19 protein-coding genes are annotated in these 20355 nt (G+C 46.3%); 12 read left to right on the top strand and 7 right to left on the bottom strand.

Annotated elements, in window-relative coordinates; all coding sequences use genetic code 11:
- Positions 1–164: 164 nt before the first annotated feature.
- Complete coding sequence (locus tag K7R11_RS13405) at positions 165–866, top strand: DsbA family oxidoreductase (protein ID WP_224491256.1); 702 nt, start codon at positions 165–167, stop codon at positions 864–866.
- 82 nt (positions 867–948) lie between these two features.
- Here K7R11_RS13405 and K7R11_RS13400 read toward each other — a convergent pair whose 3' ends face one another.
- Complete coding sequence (locus tag K7R11_RS13400; protein WP_224491255.1) at positions 949–1992, bottom strand: NAD(P)-dependent alcohol dehydrogenase; 1044 nt, start codon at positions 1990–1992, stop codon at positions 949–951.
- A 293-nt stretch (positions 1993–2285) separates the two neighbouring features.
- On the opposite strand from K7R11_RS13400, the gene K7R11_RS13395 reads away from it, so the two are divergent.
- From K7R11_RS13395 to K7R11_RS13380, 4 genes are all read left to right on the top strand, one after another.
- Positions 2286–3023, top strand: a complete 738-nt coding sequence (locus K7R11_RS13395; RefSeq protein ID WP_224491254.1) for a hypothetical protein — start codon at positions 2286–2288, stop codon at positions 3021–3023.
- 103 nt (positions 3024–3126) lie between these two features.
- The gene (locus K7R11_RS13390; RefSeq protein ID WP_224491449.1) at positions 3127–4029 is read left to right on the top strand and encodes a histone deacetylase family protein; all 903 of its coding nucleotides are present in this window, start codon (positions 3127–3129) and stop codon (positions 4027–4029) included.
- A gap of 55 nt (positions 4030–4084) precedes the next feature.
- Entirely contained in the window at positions 4085–6220 is a 2136-nt protein-coding gene (locus K7R11_RS13385) for a Tex family protein (protein ID WP_224491253.1), read from the top strand.
- Positions 6221–6278: 58 nt separating this feature from the next.
- Positions 6279–6797 carry a ferritin gene (locus K7R11_RS13380; protein WP_224491252.1) on the top strand — a complete coding sequence of 173 codons (519 nt, stop codon included), beginning with the start codon at positions 6279–6281 and terminating at the stop codon, positions 6795–6797.
- A gap of 338 nt (positions 6798–7135) precedes the next feature.
- Here K7R11_RS13380 and K7R11_RS13370 read toward each other — a convergent pair whose 3' ends face one another.
- Both K7R11_RS13370 and K7R11_RS13365 read right to left on the bottom strand, forming a co-directional pair.
- A complete protein-coding gene (locus K7R11_RS13370; protein WP_224491250.1) occupies positions 7136–7900 on the bottom strand; it encodes a hypothetical protein in 765 nt (254 codons plus the stop codon).
- 156 nt (positions 7901–8056) lie between these two features.
- Positions 8057–8392, bottom strand: coding sequence for a single-stranded DNA-binding protein (locus K7R11_RS13365; protein WP_224491249.1), 336 nt, complete (start codon positions 8390–8392; stop codon positions 8057–8059).
- A gap of 174 nt (positions 8393–8566) precedes the next feature.
- On the opposite strand from K7R11_RS13365, the gene K7R11_RS13360 reads away from it, so the two are divergent.
- The 5 genes from K7R11_RS13360 to K7R11_RS13340 all read left to right on the top strand — a co-directional run bounded on the left by K7R11_RS13360 (position 8567) and on the right by K7R11_RS13340 (position 14294).
- Positions 8567–10090: a bifunctional GNAT family N-acetyltransferase/carbon-nitrogen hydrolase family protein gene (locus K7R11_RS13360; RefSeq protein WP_224491448.1), complete on the top strand. Its 1524-nt coding sequence runs from the start codon at positions 8567–8569 to the stop codon at positions 10088–10090.
- A 34-nt stretch (positions 10091–10124) separates the two neighbouring features.
- The gene (locus tag K7R11_RS13355; RefSeq protein WP_224491248.1) at positions 10125–10682 is read left to right on the top strand and encodes an HNH endonuclease; all 558 of its coding nucleotides are present in this window, start codon (positions 10125–10127) and stop codon (positions 10680–10682) included.
- Between the two features lie 112 nt (positions 10683–10794).
- Positions 10795–12999 (top strand): WD40/YVTN/BNR-like repeat-containing protein, encoded by a 2205-nt coding sequence (locus tag K7R11_RS13350; protein WP_224491247.1) that lies wholly within the window; start codon positions 10795–10797, stop codon positions 12997–12999.
- Between the two features lie 192 nt (positions 13000–13191).
- The gene (locus K7R11_RS13345; RefSeq protein ID WP_224491246.1) at positions 13192–13932 is read left to right on the top strand and encodes a hypothetical protein; all 741 of its coding nucleotides are present in this window, start codon (positions 13192–13194) and stop codon (positions 13930–13932) included.
- Between the two features lie 11 nt (positions 13933–13943).
- Positions 13944–14294: a hypothetical protein gene (locus tag K7R11_RS13340; protein ID WP_224491245.1), complete on the top strand. Its 351-nt coding sequence runs from the start codon at positions 13944–13946 to the stop codon at positions 14292–14294.
- Here the strand turns inward: K7R11_RS13340 and K7R11_RS13335 are convergent.
- Positions 14291–14758: a CBS domain-containing protein gene (locus K7R11_RS13335; RefSeq protein WP_224491244.1), complete on the bottom strand. Its 468-nt coding sequence runs from the start codon at positions 14756–14758 to the stop codon at positions 14291–14293. The two genes, K7R11_RS13340 and K7R11_RS13335, sit on opposite strands and share 4 nt — an antisense overlap.
- A gap of 282 nt (positions 14759–15040) precedes the next feature.
- On the opposite strand from K7R11_RS13335, the gene K7R11_RS13330 reads away from it, so the two are divergent.
- Positions 15041–15865 (top strand): NAD(P)-binding domain-containing protein, encoded by an 825-nt coding sequence (locus K7R11_RS13330; RefSeq protein WP_224491243.1) that lies wholly within the window; start codon positions 15041–15043, stop codon positions 15863–15865.
- A 105-nt stretch (positions 15866–15970) separates the two neighbouring features.
- A complete protein-coding gene (locus K7R11_RS13325) occupies positions 15971–16699 on the top strand; it encodes a hypothetical protein (protein ID WP_224491242.1) in 729 nt (242 codons plus the stop codon).
- A gap of 69 nt (positions 16700–16768) precedes the next feature.
- On the opposite strand, the gene K7R11_RS13320 is transcribed toward K7R11_RS13325, so the two are convergent.
- The 3 genes from K7R11_RS13320 to K7R11_RS13310 form a co-directional block, all read right to left on the bottom strand.
- Positions 16769–18850 (bottom strand): M13 family metallopeptidase, encoded by a 2082-nt coding sequence (locus K7R11_RS13320; protein WP_224491241.1) that lies wholly within the window; start codon positions 18848–18850, stop codon positions 16769–16771.
- A 183-nt stretch (positions 18851–19033) separates the two neighbouring features.
- Entirely contained in the window at positions 19034–19549 is a 516-nt protein-coding gene (locus tag K7R11_RS13315) for a hypothetical protein (RefSeq protein ID WP_224491240.1), read from the bottom strand.
- Positions 19550–19742: 193 nt separating this feature from the next.
- Positions 19743–20219: a DinB family protein gene (locus K7R11_RS13310; protein WP_224491239.1), complete on the bottom strand. Its 477-nt coding sequence runs from the start codon at positions 20217–20219 to the stop codon at positions 19743–19745.
- Between the last annotated feature and the right edge of the window lie 136 nt (positions 20220–20355).

The following is a 20355-nucleotide window of genomic DNA, read 5'->3' as shown; positions in this document are numbered from 1 at the left end:
TCTGTGATCCATGCATTGTCTTTAAGCCTGGGCCTCACCATTCAACCTCCAGAGTCTATTCCCCTGCCGATCCACCAGCATACTCCTCCCTTGTAATGTGATCAGATATTTACGACCAATACTGTATTGAATAAAACACAGAGAAATAAAACATTGCAAAAAATATGAAAATAGAGATCTGGAGTGACGTAGCCTGTCCGTGGTGTTATATCGGAAAGAAACGATTTGAAAAGGCCCTGGCTGAATTTGCAGCAGCCGAAAAAATAGAGGTGGAATGGAAAAGCTTTCTGCTTAACCCGGATCAGGTAACAGATCCAGAGGAATCCCTTACCGGGTATCTTGCCCGCGAAAAGGGACTTTCTGAAGCACAGGTCATAGAAATGATGGACCAGGTAGCCCGCGTAGGGCGATCGGAGGGGATCGACTTCGATTTTAACAAGGTGGTTGTAGCAAATACGGTTCGAGCCCATGCTTTACTGCAGATGGCTAAGGAAAAAGGACTAGGCCAGGAGATAAAACAAGGGTTACTGAAGGCTTACTTTTCCGAAAGCGTCAACGTAGACAACCCGGATGAACTTATCGCAATCGGGGTAAAAGCCGGGCTGGATGCCGCAGAAATCAAAGAATATCTTTCTACCGACACCCCGTTCAGAAAGGTGGAGAAAGAAATCCGGGAAGCGCAGGCCCTTGGTGTTAAAGGGGTACCCTTCTTTGTGATCGACCGCAAATACGGGATTTCAGGAGCCCAGGAATCCCAGGTTTTTTCTCAAGCCCTGGAAAAGTCCTTTGAAGAATGGAAAAACGCCCAAGGTGCTCCTTTGGATATCACGGAAGGGCAGAATTGCAACAAGGATGAGGGATGTTAACCAAATACCAAAAAAAAGCCCCGTCAAACAATTCTGACGGGGCTATTGATTTTTAATTACCTGTGGATTCTACCAATAAAGCTCAGGATTTAAGCGAACTCATATCGATCACAAAACGGTATTTCACATCCGACTTCATCACCCGGTCATAGGCCGTATTAATATCCTGGATGGGAATCATCTCCACATCGGAAACGATATTGTGTTTCGCACAGAAATCAAGCATTTCCTGTGTTTCCTTTATCCCTCCGATCAGGGATCCGGAAATATGCTTCCGACCGAAAATAAGACCCATGCTGTGGAGATCTACCGGGGTTGCCCCCACCAGAACCATGGTTTTGTTGTTTTTCAGCAAAGGGATATACGGGTTGATATCATGTGCCACCGGAACCGTATTCAGTAAAAAATCAAAGGTGCCTTCATGGGCCTTCATCTGCTCCGGATCCTTGGAAACCAACACGTCATTTGCACCAAGGCGTCTGGCATCATCTCCCTTTTCCGGAGAGGTGGTTATCATAACTACATCTGCTCCCATGGCCGCAGCAAATTTAACACCCATATGTCCGAGACCGCCAAGTCCAATAATACCCACCTTTTGTCCCTTTCCTACCTTCCACTGGCTCAGGGGCGAATACGTAGTGATTCCGGCACAGAGTAACGGTGCTACCGCCTTGGTGTCCAGGTTTTCTGACACCTTTAAAACAAAGGGATCCTTTACCACGATCTGGGTAGAATAGCCCCCGTGGGTAACACCACCCATTACCGGATCGGGACTTCCGTAGGTCATCACCATACCCTTTTCACAAAACTGCTCTTCGTCCTCTTTACAGGAACTGCACTCCCCACAGGAATCCACCATACAGCCAACTCCGACCAGGTCTCCCTCCTTAAAACGGGTTACTCCCGGGCCTACCTCCGTAACCCTTCCAATGATCTCATGGCCGGGTACTACGGGATATTGGGTCATGCCCCAATCGTTGTGCGCAAAATGAATGTCACTATGACAAACCCCGCAATAGGCAATTTCGATTTTCACATCATCTTCATGGAGGTCCCTCCTGTCGAATTCATAGGGTTTTAATGCTTCTTTAGCCGAGAATGCGGCATAGGCTTTTGTATTTGACATCTTTGGTTGTGTAATTCATTAAACAATATTTTCAGTTTGATGAAGGTAGCAAAATAATAGCTTTATACCTGACTATCAACGACTTAAAATCATTGTCTGTTTATAAAAAAATACTGCCCGTCATTACTTTTCCTTTTTCAGGGTTGAATGCCTGAATCCTGCTGCGCTTCTAAGCAGGGCGTAACTAAAAGAGACCTATCTGCCTGGCCTGACAGGCAATAGCCAAATAAAATACCTGTAAAATTTTCATGAATTTCAAAAAATGACGAAATTACCTTCAAATTCAAAGCTTTATGAAACCGCAAGCACTTTTCACCTTCCTTATCGTAATGGCCTGGACACTTTCCGGCGAGGCTCAGACTAAAAAAAGCTCCTGGGATTACCAGCAGTTCGACTGGAACAAAGCATATCAAAGTCAGAGTTTCTCCGGATATTACAAAGAAGGGGGAGAATTTATCGACCTCAAAATGGTGAAGGGATCCCCTTATTTCGTGGCTGTTTTTATGCCCGGAAAGGTATCTTTCCAGGGAAAAACTTCGAAGGATTTTTACATCCGTTACAACGCTTTCGGGGATGAGATCGAGGTAAAGGAAGAACTAAGTGCCACCGGGGTAAAGGCTTTGCTCAAAGACCCTGAGATCACTGCTGAATTTAACGGAGAACTCTTTGTCTATGTCGAAGATTTCATTAACGATAAGGATGAAAAAAACAGCGGATATATGAGCCTTATTCACCAGGGGCCTCAATATACCGTGTATTTACAAAAACGAAAGATCTTCAAACGGGGAAAGGAAGCCCGGACTTCTTTTGAATCAGGTTTTCCGGATCAGTTCGTAGATGAATACAACTATTACATTTCTGAAAACGGCCAACCTGCCACCTACATAAAAATGAATAAAAGGTCGTTAACAGACCTTGCAGACGGAAGTCAGAAAAACAGCCTGAAGCAATTTATCCGGGATAACAATATCGACACCGATGCACCGGAAGATATTGAGAAGCTATTCCGTTTTATAGAACAGTCCATGTAGTTGTCGCACTTTTTTGTTATAACTCCGTCTTTGTATAAAGTATCGGGGGTATCTTAGTATTCACAATCCCTTTTGAAAGTGTAGAAACCAAATTGGAATGAGTTTGCTCAAGGTTGCCTATCATCCTATTTACAAACACCCATTGCCGGAAGGTCATCGTTTTCCGATGCTTAAATACGAACTTCTGCCCCGGCAGTTGCTCTATGAGGGCACCTGCGAACCTGAGAATTTCTTTCAACCGGGGATTCCGGAAGACCGGCATATCCTCGAGGTACACACCCGGGAATATTACGAACAACTGAAGACCTTGTCTCTTGACAGCAGGGCGGTTCGCCGGATCGGGTTCCCGCTCTCTGAAGCACTTGTGAAACGGGAAGTCATCATTGCACAGGGCACGATCACGGGCTGCGACCATGCCCTGACAACTGGCGTGGCCATGAACATCGCCGGTGGTACCCACCACGCATATACCGGGAAAGGGGAAGCCTTTTGCCTGCTCAACGACCAGGCCATTGGCGCCCGCTACCTCCAGAAATCGGGAAAGGCCGCAAAGATCCTGATCGTCGATCTCGATGTGCACCAGGGAAACGGAACTGCCGAAATTTTTCAGGATGACCCCAGTGTTTTCACCTTTTCCATCCACGGAAAAAACAATTACCCCTTTAAGAAAGAGCAGAGTGATCTCGACATTGCACTCGATGATAAAACCGGAGATACCGAATACCTGAATATTCTGAGGGACACCCTGCCGGGATTGATCGAAGACCAGCACCCGGACTTTATATTTTACCTCTCCGGGGTGGATATCATCGCTTCAGACAAGCTCGGAAAGCTAGGACTGAGTCTTCAGGGGTGCAGGGAGCGGGATGCATTTGTCTTTCAAACATGTTACCGGAAAGGCATCCCTTTGCAATGCAGCATGGGAGGAGGATATTCTCCCGATCTTCGCACCATTATCGAGGCCCATGCCAACACCTACCGATTGGCGCAGGAAATATATTTCTGAGTGAAGAGTAACAACCTCCTGTTTTTTTTAACTTGCCTTCCACAAAATTGAGATCATGACTGCCACTCATTATATTACACAGCGACTGAACCTGAACACTTCAGCCATTGAAAATACCCTTCGGCTATTCGACGAGGGATGCACCATTCCTTTCATTTCCCGTTACCGGAAGGAGATGACTGGCAATCTGGATGAGACCCAGATCGAAAATATCAGCAAATACCAAAAGGAATTCCTGGAATTAGAAAAGCGCAGGGCATCCATTTTAAATACCCTCAGGGAGCAGGAGGTGTTAACCAATGACCTGGAGGCCCGGATTCTCCAGGCAGAACAACTTACCGTACTTGAGGACCTGTATCTTCCCTATAAAAAAACAAGGACTACCAAGGCCGACAAGGCCAGAGCCCGCGGTTTGGAACCCCTTGCCAGGATCATTATGGCGCAGAACGCCCGGGATCTCGAAGACAGGGCCTCCGGCTTCACCAATAAGGAAGTGGCTTCTGCCGAAGAAGCCCTGGAGGGCGCCAGGCATATTATAGCAGAGTGGATCAATGAACGACTCGACATCAGGAACCATCTCAGACGGTCTTACGAGCGCCATGCCGAATTGAGCTGCAAGGTGGTCAAGACTAAAAGTGAAGAAGAAGAGGCACAGAAATACCGGGATTATTTTGACTGGACAGAGGCGCTGCATCGCTGCCCGTCTCACCGTTTGCTCGCCATCCTCAGGGCATCCAATGAAGGGTATATCCGGATCAACATCAACATAGATGAAGACCGCGCCCTGGATTATATCAACACCCGGATCATCAGGAGCAATAACGCATGTGCTGTACAATTGGAGCTGGCGGCGAAAGATGCCTTTAAACGACTACTGGCACCTTCTCTATCGAACGAGGCCTTAAGCGCCTTTCGCTCAAAGGCCGAAGCCACGGCTATTGAGGTGTTTGCAAAAAATCTCAGGCAGTTGCTCTTAGGCGCACCCCTGGGTGAGAAACGCATCCTGGCCCTGGATCCCGGATTCCGCACCGGCTGCAAACTGGTCTGCCTTGGAGAGGGGGGTGAACTTCTTCACAATGAAACCATCTTTCCCCATCCGCCCCAGAAAAAAGACAGGGAGGCCATAAAAAAACTGAGTACCCTGGTAAATGCTTATAAAATTGAAGCCATTGCCATAGGTAACGGAACTGCATCCCGGGAAACAGAGGCCCTGGTTAAAAGAGTCCGGTTTGACAGAGACCTGCAGGTGTTTGTGGTTAATGAAGCCGGAGCCTCGGTGTATTCGGCCTCTCCGATCGCTCGCCAGGAGTTTCCGAACTATGATGTTACCGTTAGAGGTGCAGTATCTATTGGTCGCCGCCTGGCCGATCCCCTGGCAGAATTGGTGAAGATCGACCCGAAATCGATAGGCGTCGGACAATACCAGCACGATGTAGACCAGAACAAACTAAAGGAAGAGCTGGACCTGGTAGTGAGCAGCTGTGTAAATAAGGTCGGGGTCAACCTGAATACAGCAAGCGAATCGCTGCTCTCCTATGTTTCAGGAATAGGGCCTGCCCTGGCCGCCAACATTGTGGAATGGAGAAAGGAGAATGGGAAGTTTACCAACAGGAAACAATTAAAAGAGGTAAAACGTCTGGGAGAAAAGGCTTTCGAACAAAGTGCCGCCTTCCTGAGGGTAAAACAGGGCGATCATCCCCTGGACAATTCTGCTGTACATCCGGAACGCTATAAGCTGGTACAGGATATGGCGAAAGACATGAAGATGGAGGTAAATAAACTTATCGGCAACCGGGAAGCCATCATCAGGATCAGCCCTGAAAAATATGTCAGTAAGGACGTGGGAATGCCAACCCTGGAAGATATTTTAAAAGAATTGGAAAAACCCGGACTCGACCCGAGAGAGAAGGCAAAAGTATTTGAATTTGCCCCCCATATTAAAACCATCAACGACCTCAAAACCGGAGAAATACTTCCGGGAATTGTAAACAACATCACCAATTTCGGATGTTTTGTTGATATCGGCATAAAGGAAAGCGGCCTTGTGCATATCTCAAAACTTAAAGACGGATTTGTATCGGATGTGAACGAGGTGGTTAGTTTGCACGAACATGTGAGGGTGAGGGTAGAATCCATAGACCTGGATCGCAAAAGGATACAGCTCTCCATGAATTTCAGGGAAGGCAATTAAAGAGGGATAGCACCCTTATTTTCAGCTAATTCCTTACATTTACCTAAAATCGAATATCATGTTAAAAAAATCCATAGAAAAAGCATTGAACGAGCAGGTCCGGGTAGAAGCCGAATCATCACAGGTCTATCTCGCTATGGCGTGTTGGGCAGAGGTGAAGGGACTCGACGGTATTGCCAAATTCATGTATGCCCAGTCTGACGAGGAACGCGAGCACATGCTTAAGCTCATTAAATTTATCAATGAACGGGGCGGACATGCACAGGTATCGGCACTGAAAGCGCCAAACGTGACGTTCAACTCCTTCAAGGAAATGTTCAAAAAACTTTACGAACACGAGATCTTCGTTTCGGAATGCATCAATAAGCTGGTAGAGATCACCCTTGATGAAAAAGACTTTTCGACCCATAATTTCCTCCAGTGGTATGTGGCAGAACAGATCGAAGAGGAAGCCATGGCCAGAACCATCCTCGATAAGATCAATATGATCGGTGACGATAAGGGAGGCTTATACCTCTTTGACCGGGATGTACAACAACTTACCATTAATAGTTCTGTGACCCCTCCGGATGCCTGATAAACAGAACTGTTAAATTCTTATTTAGATTCAATAAAAATAAATATCTTTGCCGGGATTAAAATCCTGAGACCTTGGGCAAGAAGAAAGATAAGGAGAAGAAGGCAGAGAAAAAGCAGGCAAAAAAGCTTAAAAAGCTTCAGGAAGGCGACGTGTCTAAACCCCTGAAGACAAAGTGCTGCAAAAAGTATAAAAAATCGGAAAGCAAACGCTGCAAGCGTTGTCCCTGTTTTGATTTACTGAAAAAAGTTGCGTAAATACAGCATAAAAATGCCCGGGATATCCCGGGCATTTTTATTGCATACTGATACTGATCCATTTCTCCGGTCTGACTCCGGTTAATCGCAACGGTTGGATAGAATGATCTCAGTGATCTTTTCCTTCTGACTCAAAGTTTTCACACATTCTCCGGTCCGGGAGTTATACCAAACCCGATACGTCTTCCCCCCGTCCTTATGGTTCTTCGTCTCCCGAAACCCTTCATCGGCCAACCGGTCATACGCCTTTATAGCACCCCAGCCCTGCAGGAAGTCCAGACTGGTACGTCCACTACCCTTGCTGTATGATTCCTCCGGTCGATTCCCTGCATTGGTACAGTAAGAAGTGCTGGTATAACGAACATCCCTTACAACATCGTCATCGACCTCCATCCTCAGGCATTGCCTGGTCCTGGAGTTATACCAATACATATCTACCCGTCCTGCTCCCTTGCCATCTGTGCTTACAACCCGGTATCCTTCACGTTGTAACCTGCTGCTTACATGCACCTCATTCATCCCCCGCATGGAAGTCATGTTGAGTTCACGCCTCCCCTCGTCATATCCCTGACCACATTTGCCTTCTTCCACAGCTTTGACATGGACCACACGGCCATTATAGATCGTAGATTGCACACAACGCCCCAACCTGCTGTTGTACCAATACTGGTAAATTCCGGTGGACGTCTTGTCTACACTCGATAGATCATACCCCATGCGTTCCAGTTCCTCTTCTGCCGAACCCGCACGCATATCCCTGATATCATTCACATTACCTGCTCCATGTTGCGCAAAAGCAAATCCAAAAGAAACTAAGAACGAAAGTAGCAACCCAATATTCCTCATAACTTTTTCATATTTCCGGCCAATTTACATCTTTAGCGACTGATTTACAACACTTTATGAGTTGTCCCCGGTTATTTTTCAACCCCGATACCGGAATAAAAAGGAAAGATCCCCGACCCTTTTAAATAAGGGCAGCGAGGACCTTTCCAACCCAACTCACTTACTACCAAGCATAAGCAGTTCGCTGCAATTCACCTCCGTAACATACCGCTTTGTACCTTGTTTATCTTCATAGGCCCGGGTGGTTAGTTTACCTTCCAGGGCCACCTCACTGCCCTTCTTTACATATTTTTCTATGATCTCGGCGAGCTTCCCCCAGGCCACGACCATGTGCCACTGCGTATCTTTTACGAGATCTCCCGAAGCAGACTTGTATGTTTCGTTGGTAGCAAGGGAGAACCTGGCAAGTTTTCTGCCGCTTTCCATTTCAATGATCTCAGGGTCGTTCCCGAGATTTCCGATCAATTGCACTTTGTTTCTTAAGGCATTCATAATTCAATTGTTTAAAGGTTAATACTTATCTATAATTTGTAAATTCGAGAGCAATAGATGCTCCTGTCAAAGGTGCGACCACCTGGAAATTATTTCCGGTCCTTACATGATTACTTTCGTTTAAAAGTGCATGTAAACGTTTGTAAACGAATAGAACGATAGCTTATGAATTCAATGAACTCCGTGAAAAAAATAGAATTACGAAACCTTCAGATTGATGATTACCTGGAACTGAAACGATCTATGATAGAAGCCTATCCCGAAATGGAGAATATGTACTGGAAGGAGCATCATATAGAAAAACTGCTTCATCTCTTTCCCGACGGTCAGCTCGTCGTGGTTGCGGATGGTAAAGTAGTGGGATCTGCGCTCTCCCTGGTTATCGATGAAAAGGATATTGATGAGAACCACACCTACGAAGAGATCACCGGAAATTACACCTTTTCCACTCACGACCCCAAGGGGAATATCCTTTACGGGATCGATGTATTTATCCATCCCAGTTATCGCGGGTTAAGACTGGGCAGAAGGCTCTATGACCAGCGTAAAGAACTCTGCGAGCAGTTAAATCTCAAGGGAATCATGTTCGCGGGAAGGATTCCTAATTACAGTAAAGTGGCCGATCAGATCACCCCAAAGGAATACATCGAAAAGGTACGTCTTAAGGAACTGTTTGACCCTGTACTTGCTTTCCAGCTCAGCAATGATTTCCACGTTAGGAAGGTGATGAAAAATTACCTGGAAGGAGATAAACGCTCCAAGGAATTTGCGGTGCTTATGGAATGGAATAACATTTATTACGATCCACGCCCTAAACTCATCAACACCAGGAAATCTGTAGTGCGCCTGGGACTCATACAATGGCAGATGCGTTCTTTATCTAACCTGGAGGCCCTGTTTGAACAGGCGGAATTCTTTATTGACGCTGTTTCCGGATACGAAAGTGATTTTGCGTTGTTTCCGGAATTGTTCACAGCTCCACTAATGGCCGACTACAATCACCTTAACGAGGCCGATGCGATCAGGGAACTTGCTAAATTTGCCGACCCTGTACGCAAGAAATTCCAGGAATTCGCAATTTCCTATAACATCAACATCATTACGGGTAGCATGCCATATCTCGAAAATGGCAAATTGCTTAACGTCGGATTCCTGTGCAAACGCGACGGTAGTTCAGAAATGTACACCAAGATCCATATCACCCCAAATGAGGTGTCGACCTGGGGAATGAGCGGTGGAGACCTCATTAAAACCTTCGATACCGACTGCGGGAAAATTGGAATTGTGATCTGTTACGATGTGGAATTCCCGGAACTCCCCCGCTTACTTGCAGACCAGGGCATGCAAATTCTGTTTGTGCCCTTCCTCACTGACACCCAGAACGGGTACACCAGAGTGAAACACTGTGCCCAGGCCAGAGCTATCGAGAACGAATGTTATGTAGCCATTGCAGGATGTGTAGGAAACCTGCCTAAAGTAAGCAATATGGATATTCAGTTTGCCCAGGCCGCCGTATTTACCCCCTCAGACTTTGCATTCCCGACCAATGGAGTGAAGGCAGAAGCCACCCCAAATACTGAGATGACCCTTATTGTGGATGTCGATGTGGACCTGCTCCGGGAACTCCATGAACACGGTAGTGTGAAAACTCTAAAAGACAGAAGAATCGACTTATATGAAGTAAAAAAAAAGAAATAAGTAGTATATTTACGCGTTCCCTCAAACACTGAAAATGATTATAAATTTAAAGAACGAGGTCTGGAAAGACCTCCAACGTGATTATTGGAGAGAAAACGAACGCTACAAAATCTCAAACTATGGTCGGGTGATCAGTTTCAAACATCACCTGGAAGGCAAACTGCTCGAGCCCGGAAAAGTGGGTGGCTATGCAGTAATAACAGCCATCAGAAAAAACAAGAAGAACGACCTGGTATACATCCACAGGGCTGTTGCCGAGTTGTTCCTGGAAAATGAAGAGGAGAAAAAGTTCGTTATTCACCTCGATTATGACAAGCTGAACAACACGTCTGACAACCTTGCCTGGGCTACCCGAAGTGAACTTACCCTTCACAACAGTAAGAACCCAAGAGTAATCAGGGCCAAGGAAAAGAAAAAGACCCAACGCAGTTATGCCAAGCTTACCGAAGCTAAGGTAAAGCTGATCAAAAGAAAGATCAACGACCCCAACCGAAAAACCAGAATGAAGATGATCGCCAAGCAATTCGGGATCTCAGAAATGCAGCTCTACCGGATTAAATCAGGCGAAAACTGGGGAAGCGTGGAACCCTGATATTCTGCAACCCGAAAGAAGAAATGGATGTGTTGGCCCATGTACTGTTCCCAGTAAGCAGGGCACAGTGACGCGCTATTGATGATACTATAACACTCCTAAATACACTGCTATGAAGCGATTTATTTTCTTCTTCTGGGCGGTCCTGTTCCTGGCCGGCCACTCTTCTGTAAACTCCCAAACGGTTGAAAATAATGAAGATCCAAACGGATTCCATCAACTAAAATGGAGAAATATTGGTCCGTTTCGCGGAGGTAGGAGTGTTGCCTGTACAGGAGTAGCAGGTGATCCGTTAACCTATTATATGGGCACAACCGGAGGAGGGATCTGGAAGACCACCGATGCCGGAATTTCCTGGCACAACATTTCTGACGGTTTCCTTAAAACGGGAACCGTGGGTGCTATTGCCGTGGCACCCTCCGACCCCAATGTGATCTACGCCGGGATGGGGGAGCATGCGGTACGAGGAGTAATGACCTCCAGCGGGGACGGCGTATACAAATCCCTGGATGCCGGTAAGACATGGACCCATATCGGACTGGAAGAAAGCCGGCATATCTCAGACATTATCGTAGCCCCTGATGATCCTGAAACGGTTTACGTGGCCGTTCAGGGATCGCAATACGGGCCTTCGGGGGATCGCGGGATTTACAAGTCAGCAGATGGAGGTGCCTCCTGGCAAAAGCAATTATATTTTCACGAAACTACAGGAGCTTCCTCCCTGGCAATGGACCCTTCCAATCCCAGGATCCTCTATGCCTCTATGTGGCAGCACAGGCGTTATCCGTGGGTCATGGAGTCAGGCGGAGAGCATTCGGGATTATACAAATCCACAGATAGCGGCCTAACCTGGGAACAACTTAAGGAAGGGCTCCCTGAGGCCATGGGTAAATCCGGGATCACAGTTTCTGCTGCCAATCCCGATCGGGTGTGGACTGTCATTGAGGCAGAAGGAAACCAAGGGGGAGTATACCGCTCTGACGATGCCGGAAAAACCTGGAAACAGATCAATAAAGACCGTATCAATATCGCCCGCTCCTGGTATTATATGGAGATCTTTGCCGATCCATCTGACGAAAACACGGTATATGTTCTGAATGCCCCCATGCTGAAATCCATCGATGGAGGAAAAACCTTTACTCCTGTTCCTACTCCCCATGGCGACAATCACGACCTATGGATCAATCCATCCAATTCGCAGATCATGATCAATGCCAATGACGGGGGTGCAAATATCAGTATGAACGGGGGCAAAACCTGGTCAGCGCAAAGCAATCAGCCAACAGCACAGTTCTACAGGGTTATTACAGACAACCAGGTACCTTACAGGGTATACGGCGGACAGCAGGACAATAGTGCTATTTCCATTGCAAGCCGCACCGATGATAATGGAATTGACTGGAAAGACTGGTATTCGGTAGCCGGTTGTGAGAGTGCCTTCCTGGCCTTTAACCCCGAAGTGCCTGATATGATCTTCGGAGGGTGTTATCAAGGTATTATAGAGAGTTACCAGGTTGCGAACAACACGATCAAGGAGGTCAAGGCCTACCCGGAAATGGGACTGGGAAAAGAGCCTAAGGACATGAGATACCGCTACAATTGGAATGCGCCCATTATCTACTCACAACATCACGAAAACACGATTTATCACGCGGGGAATGTAGTTTTCAAAACCACCGATCAGGGGCTTTCCTGGGAGGTGATCAGCGGTGATCTCACCAAAAATGAAAAAGATAAACAAGGTCCTGGGGGAACTCCCTTCACCAACGAAGGCGCGGGAGGCGAGAACTACAACACCATCACCTACCTGGCCGAGTCACCTCATGGCCCGGGAATACTTTGGGCAGGAACTGATGACGGCCTGGTATACAAGACAGAAAATGAAGGCAGGGACTGGACCAAAGTAACACCGGCTGCCCTGGAGAACGGGATCATAAACAGTATAGAAGTCTCCCCTCATGATCCGGCTACCATTTACATCACGGTCATGCGATACAAAAGGAATGACCTCTCACCTTATATTTATAAAACCACCAATAACGGTCGCTCCTGGAAGCGCATAACCAACGGAATCGATGCACCTCATACATTCGTGAGAGTGGTAAGGGAAGACCCTAAAGTAAAAAACCTGCTCTATGCGGGTACAGAAACCGGCCTATACGTCTCTGTGAACGGAGGAGGCGAATGGAAAAAACTTCAGCTCAATCTTCCGGTGGTCCCCATCAACGACCTCACTATAAGACAAAATGACCTGGTGGCAGCAACTGCAGGAAGATCCTTCTGGATCCTGGATGACCTGAGCCCCCTGCAACAATAACTGCTGCGGGCACCGGATGAACTAACCATCTACCACCCTAAGGATACCTACCTGTATGAAGGTGGTTATGAGAAAAAATTCACTCCTGGCCTGGGCCAGAATCCCAGATCGGGTGTAACGTTCGATTATTACATCCCCAAAGGCCTTGATACGATCCCGCTTTCCCTTGAGGTCCTTAATTCAAGAGGGAAGGTGATCAGGCAGTATACCAACCAGGAAACGGAGGATTTCAAATCCTGGCCTGGTGGACCTTCCAAGCCGGAAGTGCTTACCTCATCGATTGGTTTTAACCGCTTCACCTGGGATTTCAGGAAAACGTCCATTCCCGCTGTGAAGGATGTTTTTGTACTTGGAGATTATACCGGAAACCGCATAATTCCAGGGGAATATACCCTTCGGTTACGTTCAGGAGATCAACTCTCGGAAACCACAGTGAGTGTACTTGCCAACCCGAATATCGTTGCCACCACGCAGGATTACACCGACCAGGAAGCTTTTTTAAATGAGGTCGACTCTCTTGTTACCGACATCCACCTTTCAGTAAATAAAATGCGTGACGCCAAAGGTCAGCTTGAGACCTATAAGACGCGAATGAGTAGCAATGAAGCATACGAGCCCCTTGCCGAAAAAACAGACTCTCTTATTCTGGCTATCGAAGCATGGGAAGAACATCTTATTCAGCCCCGACAGAAAACCTTCCAGGACGTAATTAACTTCGACAACAAACTGAACGCCGAGCTGATGCATCTCAAATCCTATGTGGCCGGAAATGATCCCCGGATCACTGCCGGAGCAAAAGCCAGACTGGAAGACCTCAAAACCCAATGGACCGCCCTTAAACAACAGCAGGAAAAAATCTCAGGCAGTGAGTTCGAAAAGTTTAACGCCATGTACAGGAGTTACGAGGTTCCTGCCATTATAATGAATGATTAAAGTTTGGATCCATGGGTAAGGTATGTATAGAATGCGGGGAGAAACTCCTCGGTCGTTCGGATAAGAAATACTGTAATGACTATTGCAGAAATGCCTATAACAATAAGCGAAACAAAGACAGCAACAACCTGGTACGCACAGTAAACAACCGGTTGCGCAGAAATTACCGGATTCTAAGAACCCTGAACCCCGATGGGAAGGCCAGGATCACAAGGTCTAAATTACTAAATGAGGGATTTGATTTTGAATGTATAACGCGGGTATACACCACCCAAAAAGGGAGCACTTACTATTTTGTTTACGATCTTGGGTATTTACCCCTGGAAAATGATATGTATATGCTCGTGAAGAAATCCGTTTAATGTCGCCAGCTGAACGCCTTTATTTTCAAAGCTGCAGCAAGAACATCTTTACGACTTATCTGTCCTACCAATCTGCCGTGCTCCAGTACGGGAAAGCGTCTTCTGTTGGTTTTGTTAAACCTGGAGGCCGCATCAAAAATACTCTCATTATTCCCTATGGTCTCTACCTCTGTAGACATGAAATGCGACACCCGCTTATCCAGAATAGGCATATTAAAATATCGGCTTTCTGAGATCTCCTTCATACAATCTGCCTCGGAGATGATCCCCACAAGGTCTCCATCGTCATTACATACAGGTCCCCCGGAGATCCTGTACCGTATTAATAGCTCCATAACCTCTAAGATAGACTGATCCGGATGAAAGGTGATCAGATTCTTGGTCATATAATCCTCTACAAGAATAGGTGCTTTAAACTCATTCTTTAGTTCTGCTCTTGGTCCCTGATAACTCTTAATCCCCATATCGAAAATGTATTAACTGGTTTTGGTCTTTTCTATACCTCGCATTCCCCCGGAAAAATAACACCCTGGAAATCACAACCTTAATATATTCAAAAATTATCATTTTTCACACACTATTTTAAAGGATCATTAATTTTAAGGGCTAAATATTAGCATGTATCTTTAAACACAATACTTCCGGACCAATAAATCCCGGAGCACACCAACCAGTTAATCATCATCAGAATTAATAATTGACTTTGCTATCGAAATGCAAATTCGCGTTAAATCCATCATTCGATTGTGACTCAAAAACATCTTCAACTAAGTATACTGGGATGCGGGTGGCTTGGCCAGGCACTCGCCCGGGAACTGACCGAAGAAGGCATCGGGGTTAAAGGCAGTACCACAAGTCCTTCTAAAATAACTGCATTAAAGGAGCAGGGGATTGATCCTTTCCTGATCGAACTACAGGAAAATACATTCAAAGGGCCTTTGGAAGACTTCCTGAAGGGTTCAGACATCCTGATCATTGATATTCCGCCGGGACTAAGGAAAGACCCCTCCAGGGATTTTTGTGCGGTTCTGCAGCCCGTAGTAACTGCCTTGAATGGCTTTGGGGTGAAACACACCCTGATTGTAAGCTCCACTTCGGTCTTTCCGGATGAAGATGACGTCTTCGATGAACACTCCATTTTTTTACCGGATTCTCCACCCGGGAAACAAATGCTGCAGGCAGAACAACTCATTCTCGATCAAAACCCGGGAGCCAATACTGTGTTGCGACTCGGGGGATTAATTGGGCCCGACAGGCACCCGGTTCACTACCTTTCCGGAAAAAGCAACCTTAAGGGTGGTTCCGACCGGATCAACCTCATCCACAGGGACGATGTCATCGGGATCCTAAAGGCCATAATCGCCAAAGAACAATGGGGAAAAACCTTGCACGGGGTTGCCCCCCACCACCCGGAAAAACAGGAGTATTATCCTGAGATGGCTGACCGGTTCAACATCGACCCGCCTTATTTTAAAAGACCCTCTTCCCGTTACACCGGCAAGGTGATAGATGCAGCCTATACCACAGAATTACTCAGCTATAACTACCAATTCCCGGATTTGAAAGTATAAAAGACTGCTGCTTTCAGGTCTTAGAAAAACTTTATGAGGTTAATAGAATTATTTTAATAGATTTGGCTTTCTGCAAAAAACAAAGCAAGAATCAAACTTTAAATCATGAAAAAGATCGCACTAATAGGCCTGTTTATGCTATCGGCAGGCAGCTATGCTCAGAGCAACCCACAGCTCGTCTCACATTATGAAGCGTTTTACCAGCAAATGAAAGCACAGGGAGATGTAAGGGGAGTTATCGACGCCCTTACCCACCTCAACGTTTTAAGCCCGAGCCCGGAACGCAGAGACACCCTGGCGTACTTCTATGCCAATTCCAAGCAATACGTACAGGCCATTAACGTCCTGGGTACAGAAAAGGACGCTGAGGCTTCTGACCTGGCTGTAGAGGTTAAGGCGATCTCCCTTAAATCGCTCAACCAGCCGCAACTGGCCGTACAGCAGTTTGACATTATGTTTGGGCGCAACCCCGACGTATACCTGGCCTATGAACTGGCAGACCTCAACCTGCAGATCGGAAAAACCGTGGAAGCCAAAACCTATATTAATTATGGGCTGGAAAACACCAAAGACGAACAGATGCTGCCGTTCTACGAAGCCAACCCGCCATACCAGGTACCGCTCAAAGCGGCCTTCAAATATCAGGAGGGACTATTTCTTTACAATGAAGATAAGACCAATATGGACGAGGCGATCAGGCTGATCGACGAGGCCATCGTCATGGCCCCCAATTTTAACATAGCCAAGCAGATCAAGGAGATCCTGCTCAAACAAAAGCAGGCACAGAACGCAGCGTCGGCTGAAGAAAAACAGAAACAGGATACCAAAAACTAATCCGGTAAAAACCAAAAAAAAGGCTGTTCAGAAGAACAGCCTTTTTTAGTGTTATTGTGTTGTAAAAGATTACCAGATCTTAATCCGGTTTTCCGGAGCGAGGTACATACTATCGCCTTCTTTAACATTAAAGGCTTCGTAGAAAGCATCGATATTCTTCAGTGGCTGTGTCGCCCTGGTCATTCCCGGAGAGTGGGTATCGGTAAGGATACGGGTTCTCAGGGCCTGGTCACGCATTTTGGTTCTCCAAACCGTTGCCCAGGACATAAAGAAACGTTCCTCAGGGGTAAACCCGTCAATCATGCCGGGATCTCCGTTCTCCTGAAGATGAAGCTGTAAACCATCATAGGCAGCATTCACCCCTCCGAGGTCCCCGATATTCTCACCAAGGGTATATTTCCCGTTGATAAACAGGTCCGGAGCCACTTCGATAGCACTGTACTGATCTGCCAGCTGCCCTCCTAATTCCTGGAATTTCTCAAGATCCTTTTCGGTCCACCAGTTCATCAGGTTTCCTTCGGCATTGTACTGCGCTCCCTTATCGTCGAAACCATGAGAGATCTCGTGTCCGATAACGGCCCCAATTCCTCCGTAATTCACAGCGGCATCGGCATTGAAATTAAAGAATGGTGGCTGAAGGATAGCCGCGGGAAACACGATCTCGTTATATCTTGGATTGTAATAGGCATTTACGATCTGAGGAGCCATAAACCATTCGGAACGATCTACAGGTTCATTAAGCTTGGCTGTATTTTCTTTGAACGACCACTCCCTTAAAGCCATCCGGTTCGAGAAATAAGAACCGCCTTCTTCCGGGGCTTTTACCGTGAGCTCCGAATAGTCTTTCCATTTATCGGGATAACCCACCTTAACGGTAATTCCTTTTAACTTCTCAATAGCCTTCTGTTTTGTCTCCTCGTCCATCCAGTCCAGCTTGTTGATACGGATCTCATAGGCACGGATCACGTTGGCGATCATATCCTCGGCCGTCTTTTTAGCTTCTGCAGGGAATTTCTCAGAAACATAAAGTTTTCCAAGAGCCTCTCCAAGTCCCCAGTTGATAGCGCCAAGGGCCCGTTCGTTCATAGGCAACTGCTCCTGGGCACCATTAAGCTCTTTGGAATAGAAATCCCAATTGGCTTTTTCCATTGAAGTGGAAAGGTTACCCGCATTCGAATTCACCAGGTCCCAACGCATTAAAGCCTTGATCTCATCCAGACGATCTTCCTGCATTACCTCATTGAGGGAAGCGATATAATCAGGCTGAGAAACGATAAGGGTATCTACACCCTCTGCCCCAATGCTTGTAAAAAACGTGTCCCACTTAAATCCCTTAAGAAGCGTTGGTAATTCTGCAACCGCTTTTGGATTATATGTCTTGTTCGGGTCTCTGCGCTCCACCTTATCAAGCATATTGCGTGCCATTTCGGTTTCAAGAGCAAGGATCGATCCGGCCTGAGCCCGGGCAGCCTCTTCCTCCATTCCAACCATTCCCAGCATCCTAACGATGTGATCTGTATATTTCTGTCTGATCTCCACAGATCTTTCATCTTCTTCCAGGTAATAGTCGCGGTTAGGTAAACCCAATCCTCCGGTTCCGATAGAAGCAATATTTCGGGTGGTATTCTTGGAATCTGCTGAAACCCCGAAACTGAAGAATACATTTCCTCCGGAAGGTGTATTTTGAATCAGGTAATCCTGAAGTTCCTCAATACTTGAAATGGCATCAATTTTTTGAAGCCATGGCTCTATTGGGGCTGTTCCTGCCTCATTTCTGGAGACGGTATCCACGATGGATTTAAACATGGCAACCGCCTTACCCTGATCGGTATTCATATCCAGGGTCTCATCTTCGGATGCACTTAAAAGGATCTGAAGTACATCTTCTGTTGTATTTTTACGAAGCTCATTGAAACTCCCCCATACGGCGCGATCTGAAGGGATCTCTGTTTCTCTGAACCAGGTTCCGTTTACATAATTGAAAAAATCGTTCTGAGGGGCCACCGTAGTATCCATATAGGACAGGTTAAGACCGGGCACCACTTCAGTTTCACTATTCATAGCCATGCGATCATCCTTTTCCGACTTACAGGAAAAAGCGATAGCCCCGGCTGTCAATAACGACAAAAGCGTTAATTTGTTCCGTTTCATAATTTTATTAAAGTTTTTAGAAATCTGTCTAAAAATAAGGCGTGAAGGAAACTTTAGAGGGGTATTTAAATCTTTCTTAACATAATACAGGAAGATCCACTTTATAAGAGTGCATATGACCCCGGTAATCTATACACTTTCAACAGCATAGACCAGGGTTTCATTTTGAAGAATCCCTGGAAATTAATTCTTAACCGGGGGAATACTGTCAGGTCTCGTCGTATCCCTGTTCAGAAAGTCCTCATATACTTTTTCTCTCAGGGCATCTGCAATATGAAAGCGGAAGGCATTGTAAGATTCCAGCATTTTTACCCGTGTAGAATCAATATCTGCAGCAGATATCCGGTGCTCTACCTGGTCCTTCAGCTTATAGGCAAGTGTTCTGAAAACCAGCGACCGGCTTTTTACAGCAGGAAGCTTCACCTTTTCGGGGATAGAGTCATGCAGCAACTCCTTTTCTATCCTGATAAGCTCATCCACGTTAAAGCTCAGGTCTCCGGTATTTTTCGAACGAAAGATCTCCATTTCTTCCTGAAGCTCCCAGAAAGCAGTCCACTCTCTCAAACTGTCTTCTACCGAGGGTTGCAGTTCGATTATGGGCCCGAGAGGGGAATACGCATACGACACAGGAGCTTCTGTACTTTTCTCCGTATTCGTTTCCGTCTCTTCCTCACGGCATGCCGTTAGAAGTACAGCCACAACCAAAAATTTCAAAACGCAGATGTTTCTGAAGGTACCCATTGTTTTCATGAGAATGCTTTACATTTCGATCACGGAGCAGCGGCTGCCATGATCACTCCGGGCAAATATAATACTTTAGAATACGTCTCCATCCATGACTTTGAGCAATCAGCCCTGGTGATCATATAAATCCCTGCCCTATTTGCCTTATTTAAATCTTATTCCACTCCCAGAGTCCATACCGCAATTCCTTCGGGATCTGCCGTCCACATAATTTTAAGGTAAGTAAGATATTACCCCTGTGATGTGCCTCGTGATGTATAAAATATCCCAGCAATGGAACCACCCCACGCTTAAATCCTTTTATATCGCCTTTATGCTCCAACCCTTTCTGCAGTCCCTTATGGATCAAATCGGCAGAGGTTTCATGACAATCTATCAACATCGAAATACTTTTCGGGTCAGCAGCCCTGATCGTAGTTAAATCCTTTACCAGGGTTTTATCCATCCGCTCCAGCTTCCAGTAACGCACGTTATACATATGAGCCAGCTGATGCCCTATGGTACCTCCACCGCGCTTTGAGGTGGTAAAGGCAAGATCCGCCACTGTAAGCGCATTGATCAGGATCATGTTAGTGCGATGGTTGATCAACCAGGTATCGAGTATTTGCTGTTGTATAACTTCCATTTAAAATCACTTATTTAACTCATAACCATGCCCGGATAATTTTAAACCCGGAGAGGGGTATAATATTGTTTCGCCCCTCCAAGCTAAGAAAATATTCCATACCAGCATACGCCTCCTTCTATGCTCCTGTAACTGT

Source organism: Robertkochia flava, assembly GCF_020166515.1.
Taxonomy (GTDB): Bacteria; Bacteroidota; Bacteroidia; order Flavobacteriales; family Flavobacteriaceae; genus Robertkochia; species Robertkochia flava.
This window is presented reverse-complemented; position numbering and strand designations above follow the sequence as displayed.

Excerpts from the sequence above, each read along its gene's own strand:
- K7R11_RS13380 (WP_224491252.1), top strand. The coding sequence starts at position 6,279 with ATGTTAAAAAAATCCATAGAAAAAGCATTGAACGAGCAGGTCCGGGTA.
- K7R11_RS13335 (WP_224491244.1), bottom strand. The coding sequence starts at position 14,758 with ATGGGGATTAAGAGTTATCAGGGACCAAGAGCAGAACTAAAGAATGAG.
- K7R11_RS13365 (WP_224491249.1), bottom strand. The coding sequence starts at position 8,392 with ATGAATGCCTTAAGAAACAAAGTGCAATTGATCGGAAATCTCGGGAAC.
- K7R11_RS13310 (WP_224491239.1), bottom strand. The coding sequence starts at position 20,219 with ATGGAAGTTATACAACAGCAAATACTCGATACCTGGTTGATCAACCAT.
- K7R11_RS13360 (WP_224491448.1), top strand. The coding sequence starts at position 8,567 with ATGAACTCCGTGAAAAAAATAGAATTACGAAACCTTCAGATTGATGAT.
- K7R11_RS13340 (WP_224491245.1), top strand. The coding sequence starts at position 13,944 with ATGGGTAAGGTATGTATAGAATGCGGGGAGAAACTCCTCGGTCGTTCG.
- K7R11_RS13370 (WP_224491250.1), bottom strand. The coding sequence starts at position 7,900 with ATGAGGAATATTGGGTTGCTACTTTCGTTCTTAGTTTCTTTTGGATTT.
- K7R11_RS13400 (WP_224491255.1), bottom strand. The coding sequence starts at position 1,992 with ATGTCAAATACAAAAGCCTATGCCGCATTCTCGGCTAAAGAAGCATTA.
- K7R11_RS13350 (WP_224491247.1), top strand. The coding sequence starts at position 10,795 with ATGAAGCGATTTATTTTCTTCTTCTGGGCGGTCCTGTTCCTGGCCGGC.
- K7R11_RS13325 (WP_224491242.1), top strand. The coding sequence starts at position 15,971 with ATGAAAAAGATCGCACTAATAGGCCTGTTTATGCTATCGGCAGGCAGC.
- K7R11_RS13385 (WP_224491253.1), top strand. The coding sequence starts at position 4,085 with ATGACTGCCACTCATTATATTACACAGCGACTGAACCTGAACACTTCA.
- K7R11_RS13320 (WP_224491241.1), bottom strand. The coding sequence starts at position 18,850 with ATGAAACGGAACAAATTAACGCTTTTGTCGTTATTGACAGCCGGGGCT.
- K7R11_RS13395 (WP_224491254.1), top strand. The coding sequence starts at position 2,286 with ATGAAACCGCAAGCACTTTTCACCTTCCTTATCGTAATGGCCTGGACA.
- K7R11_RS13405 (WP_224491256.1), top strand. The coding sequence starts at position 165 with ATGAAAATAGAGATCTGGAGTGACGTAGCCTGTCCGTGGTGTTATATC.
- K7R11_RS13355 (WP_224491248.1), top strand. The coding sequence starts at position 10,125 with ATGATTATAAATTTAAAGAACGAGGTCTGGAAAGACCTCCAACGTGAT.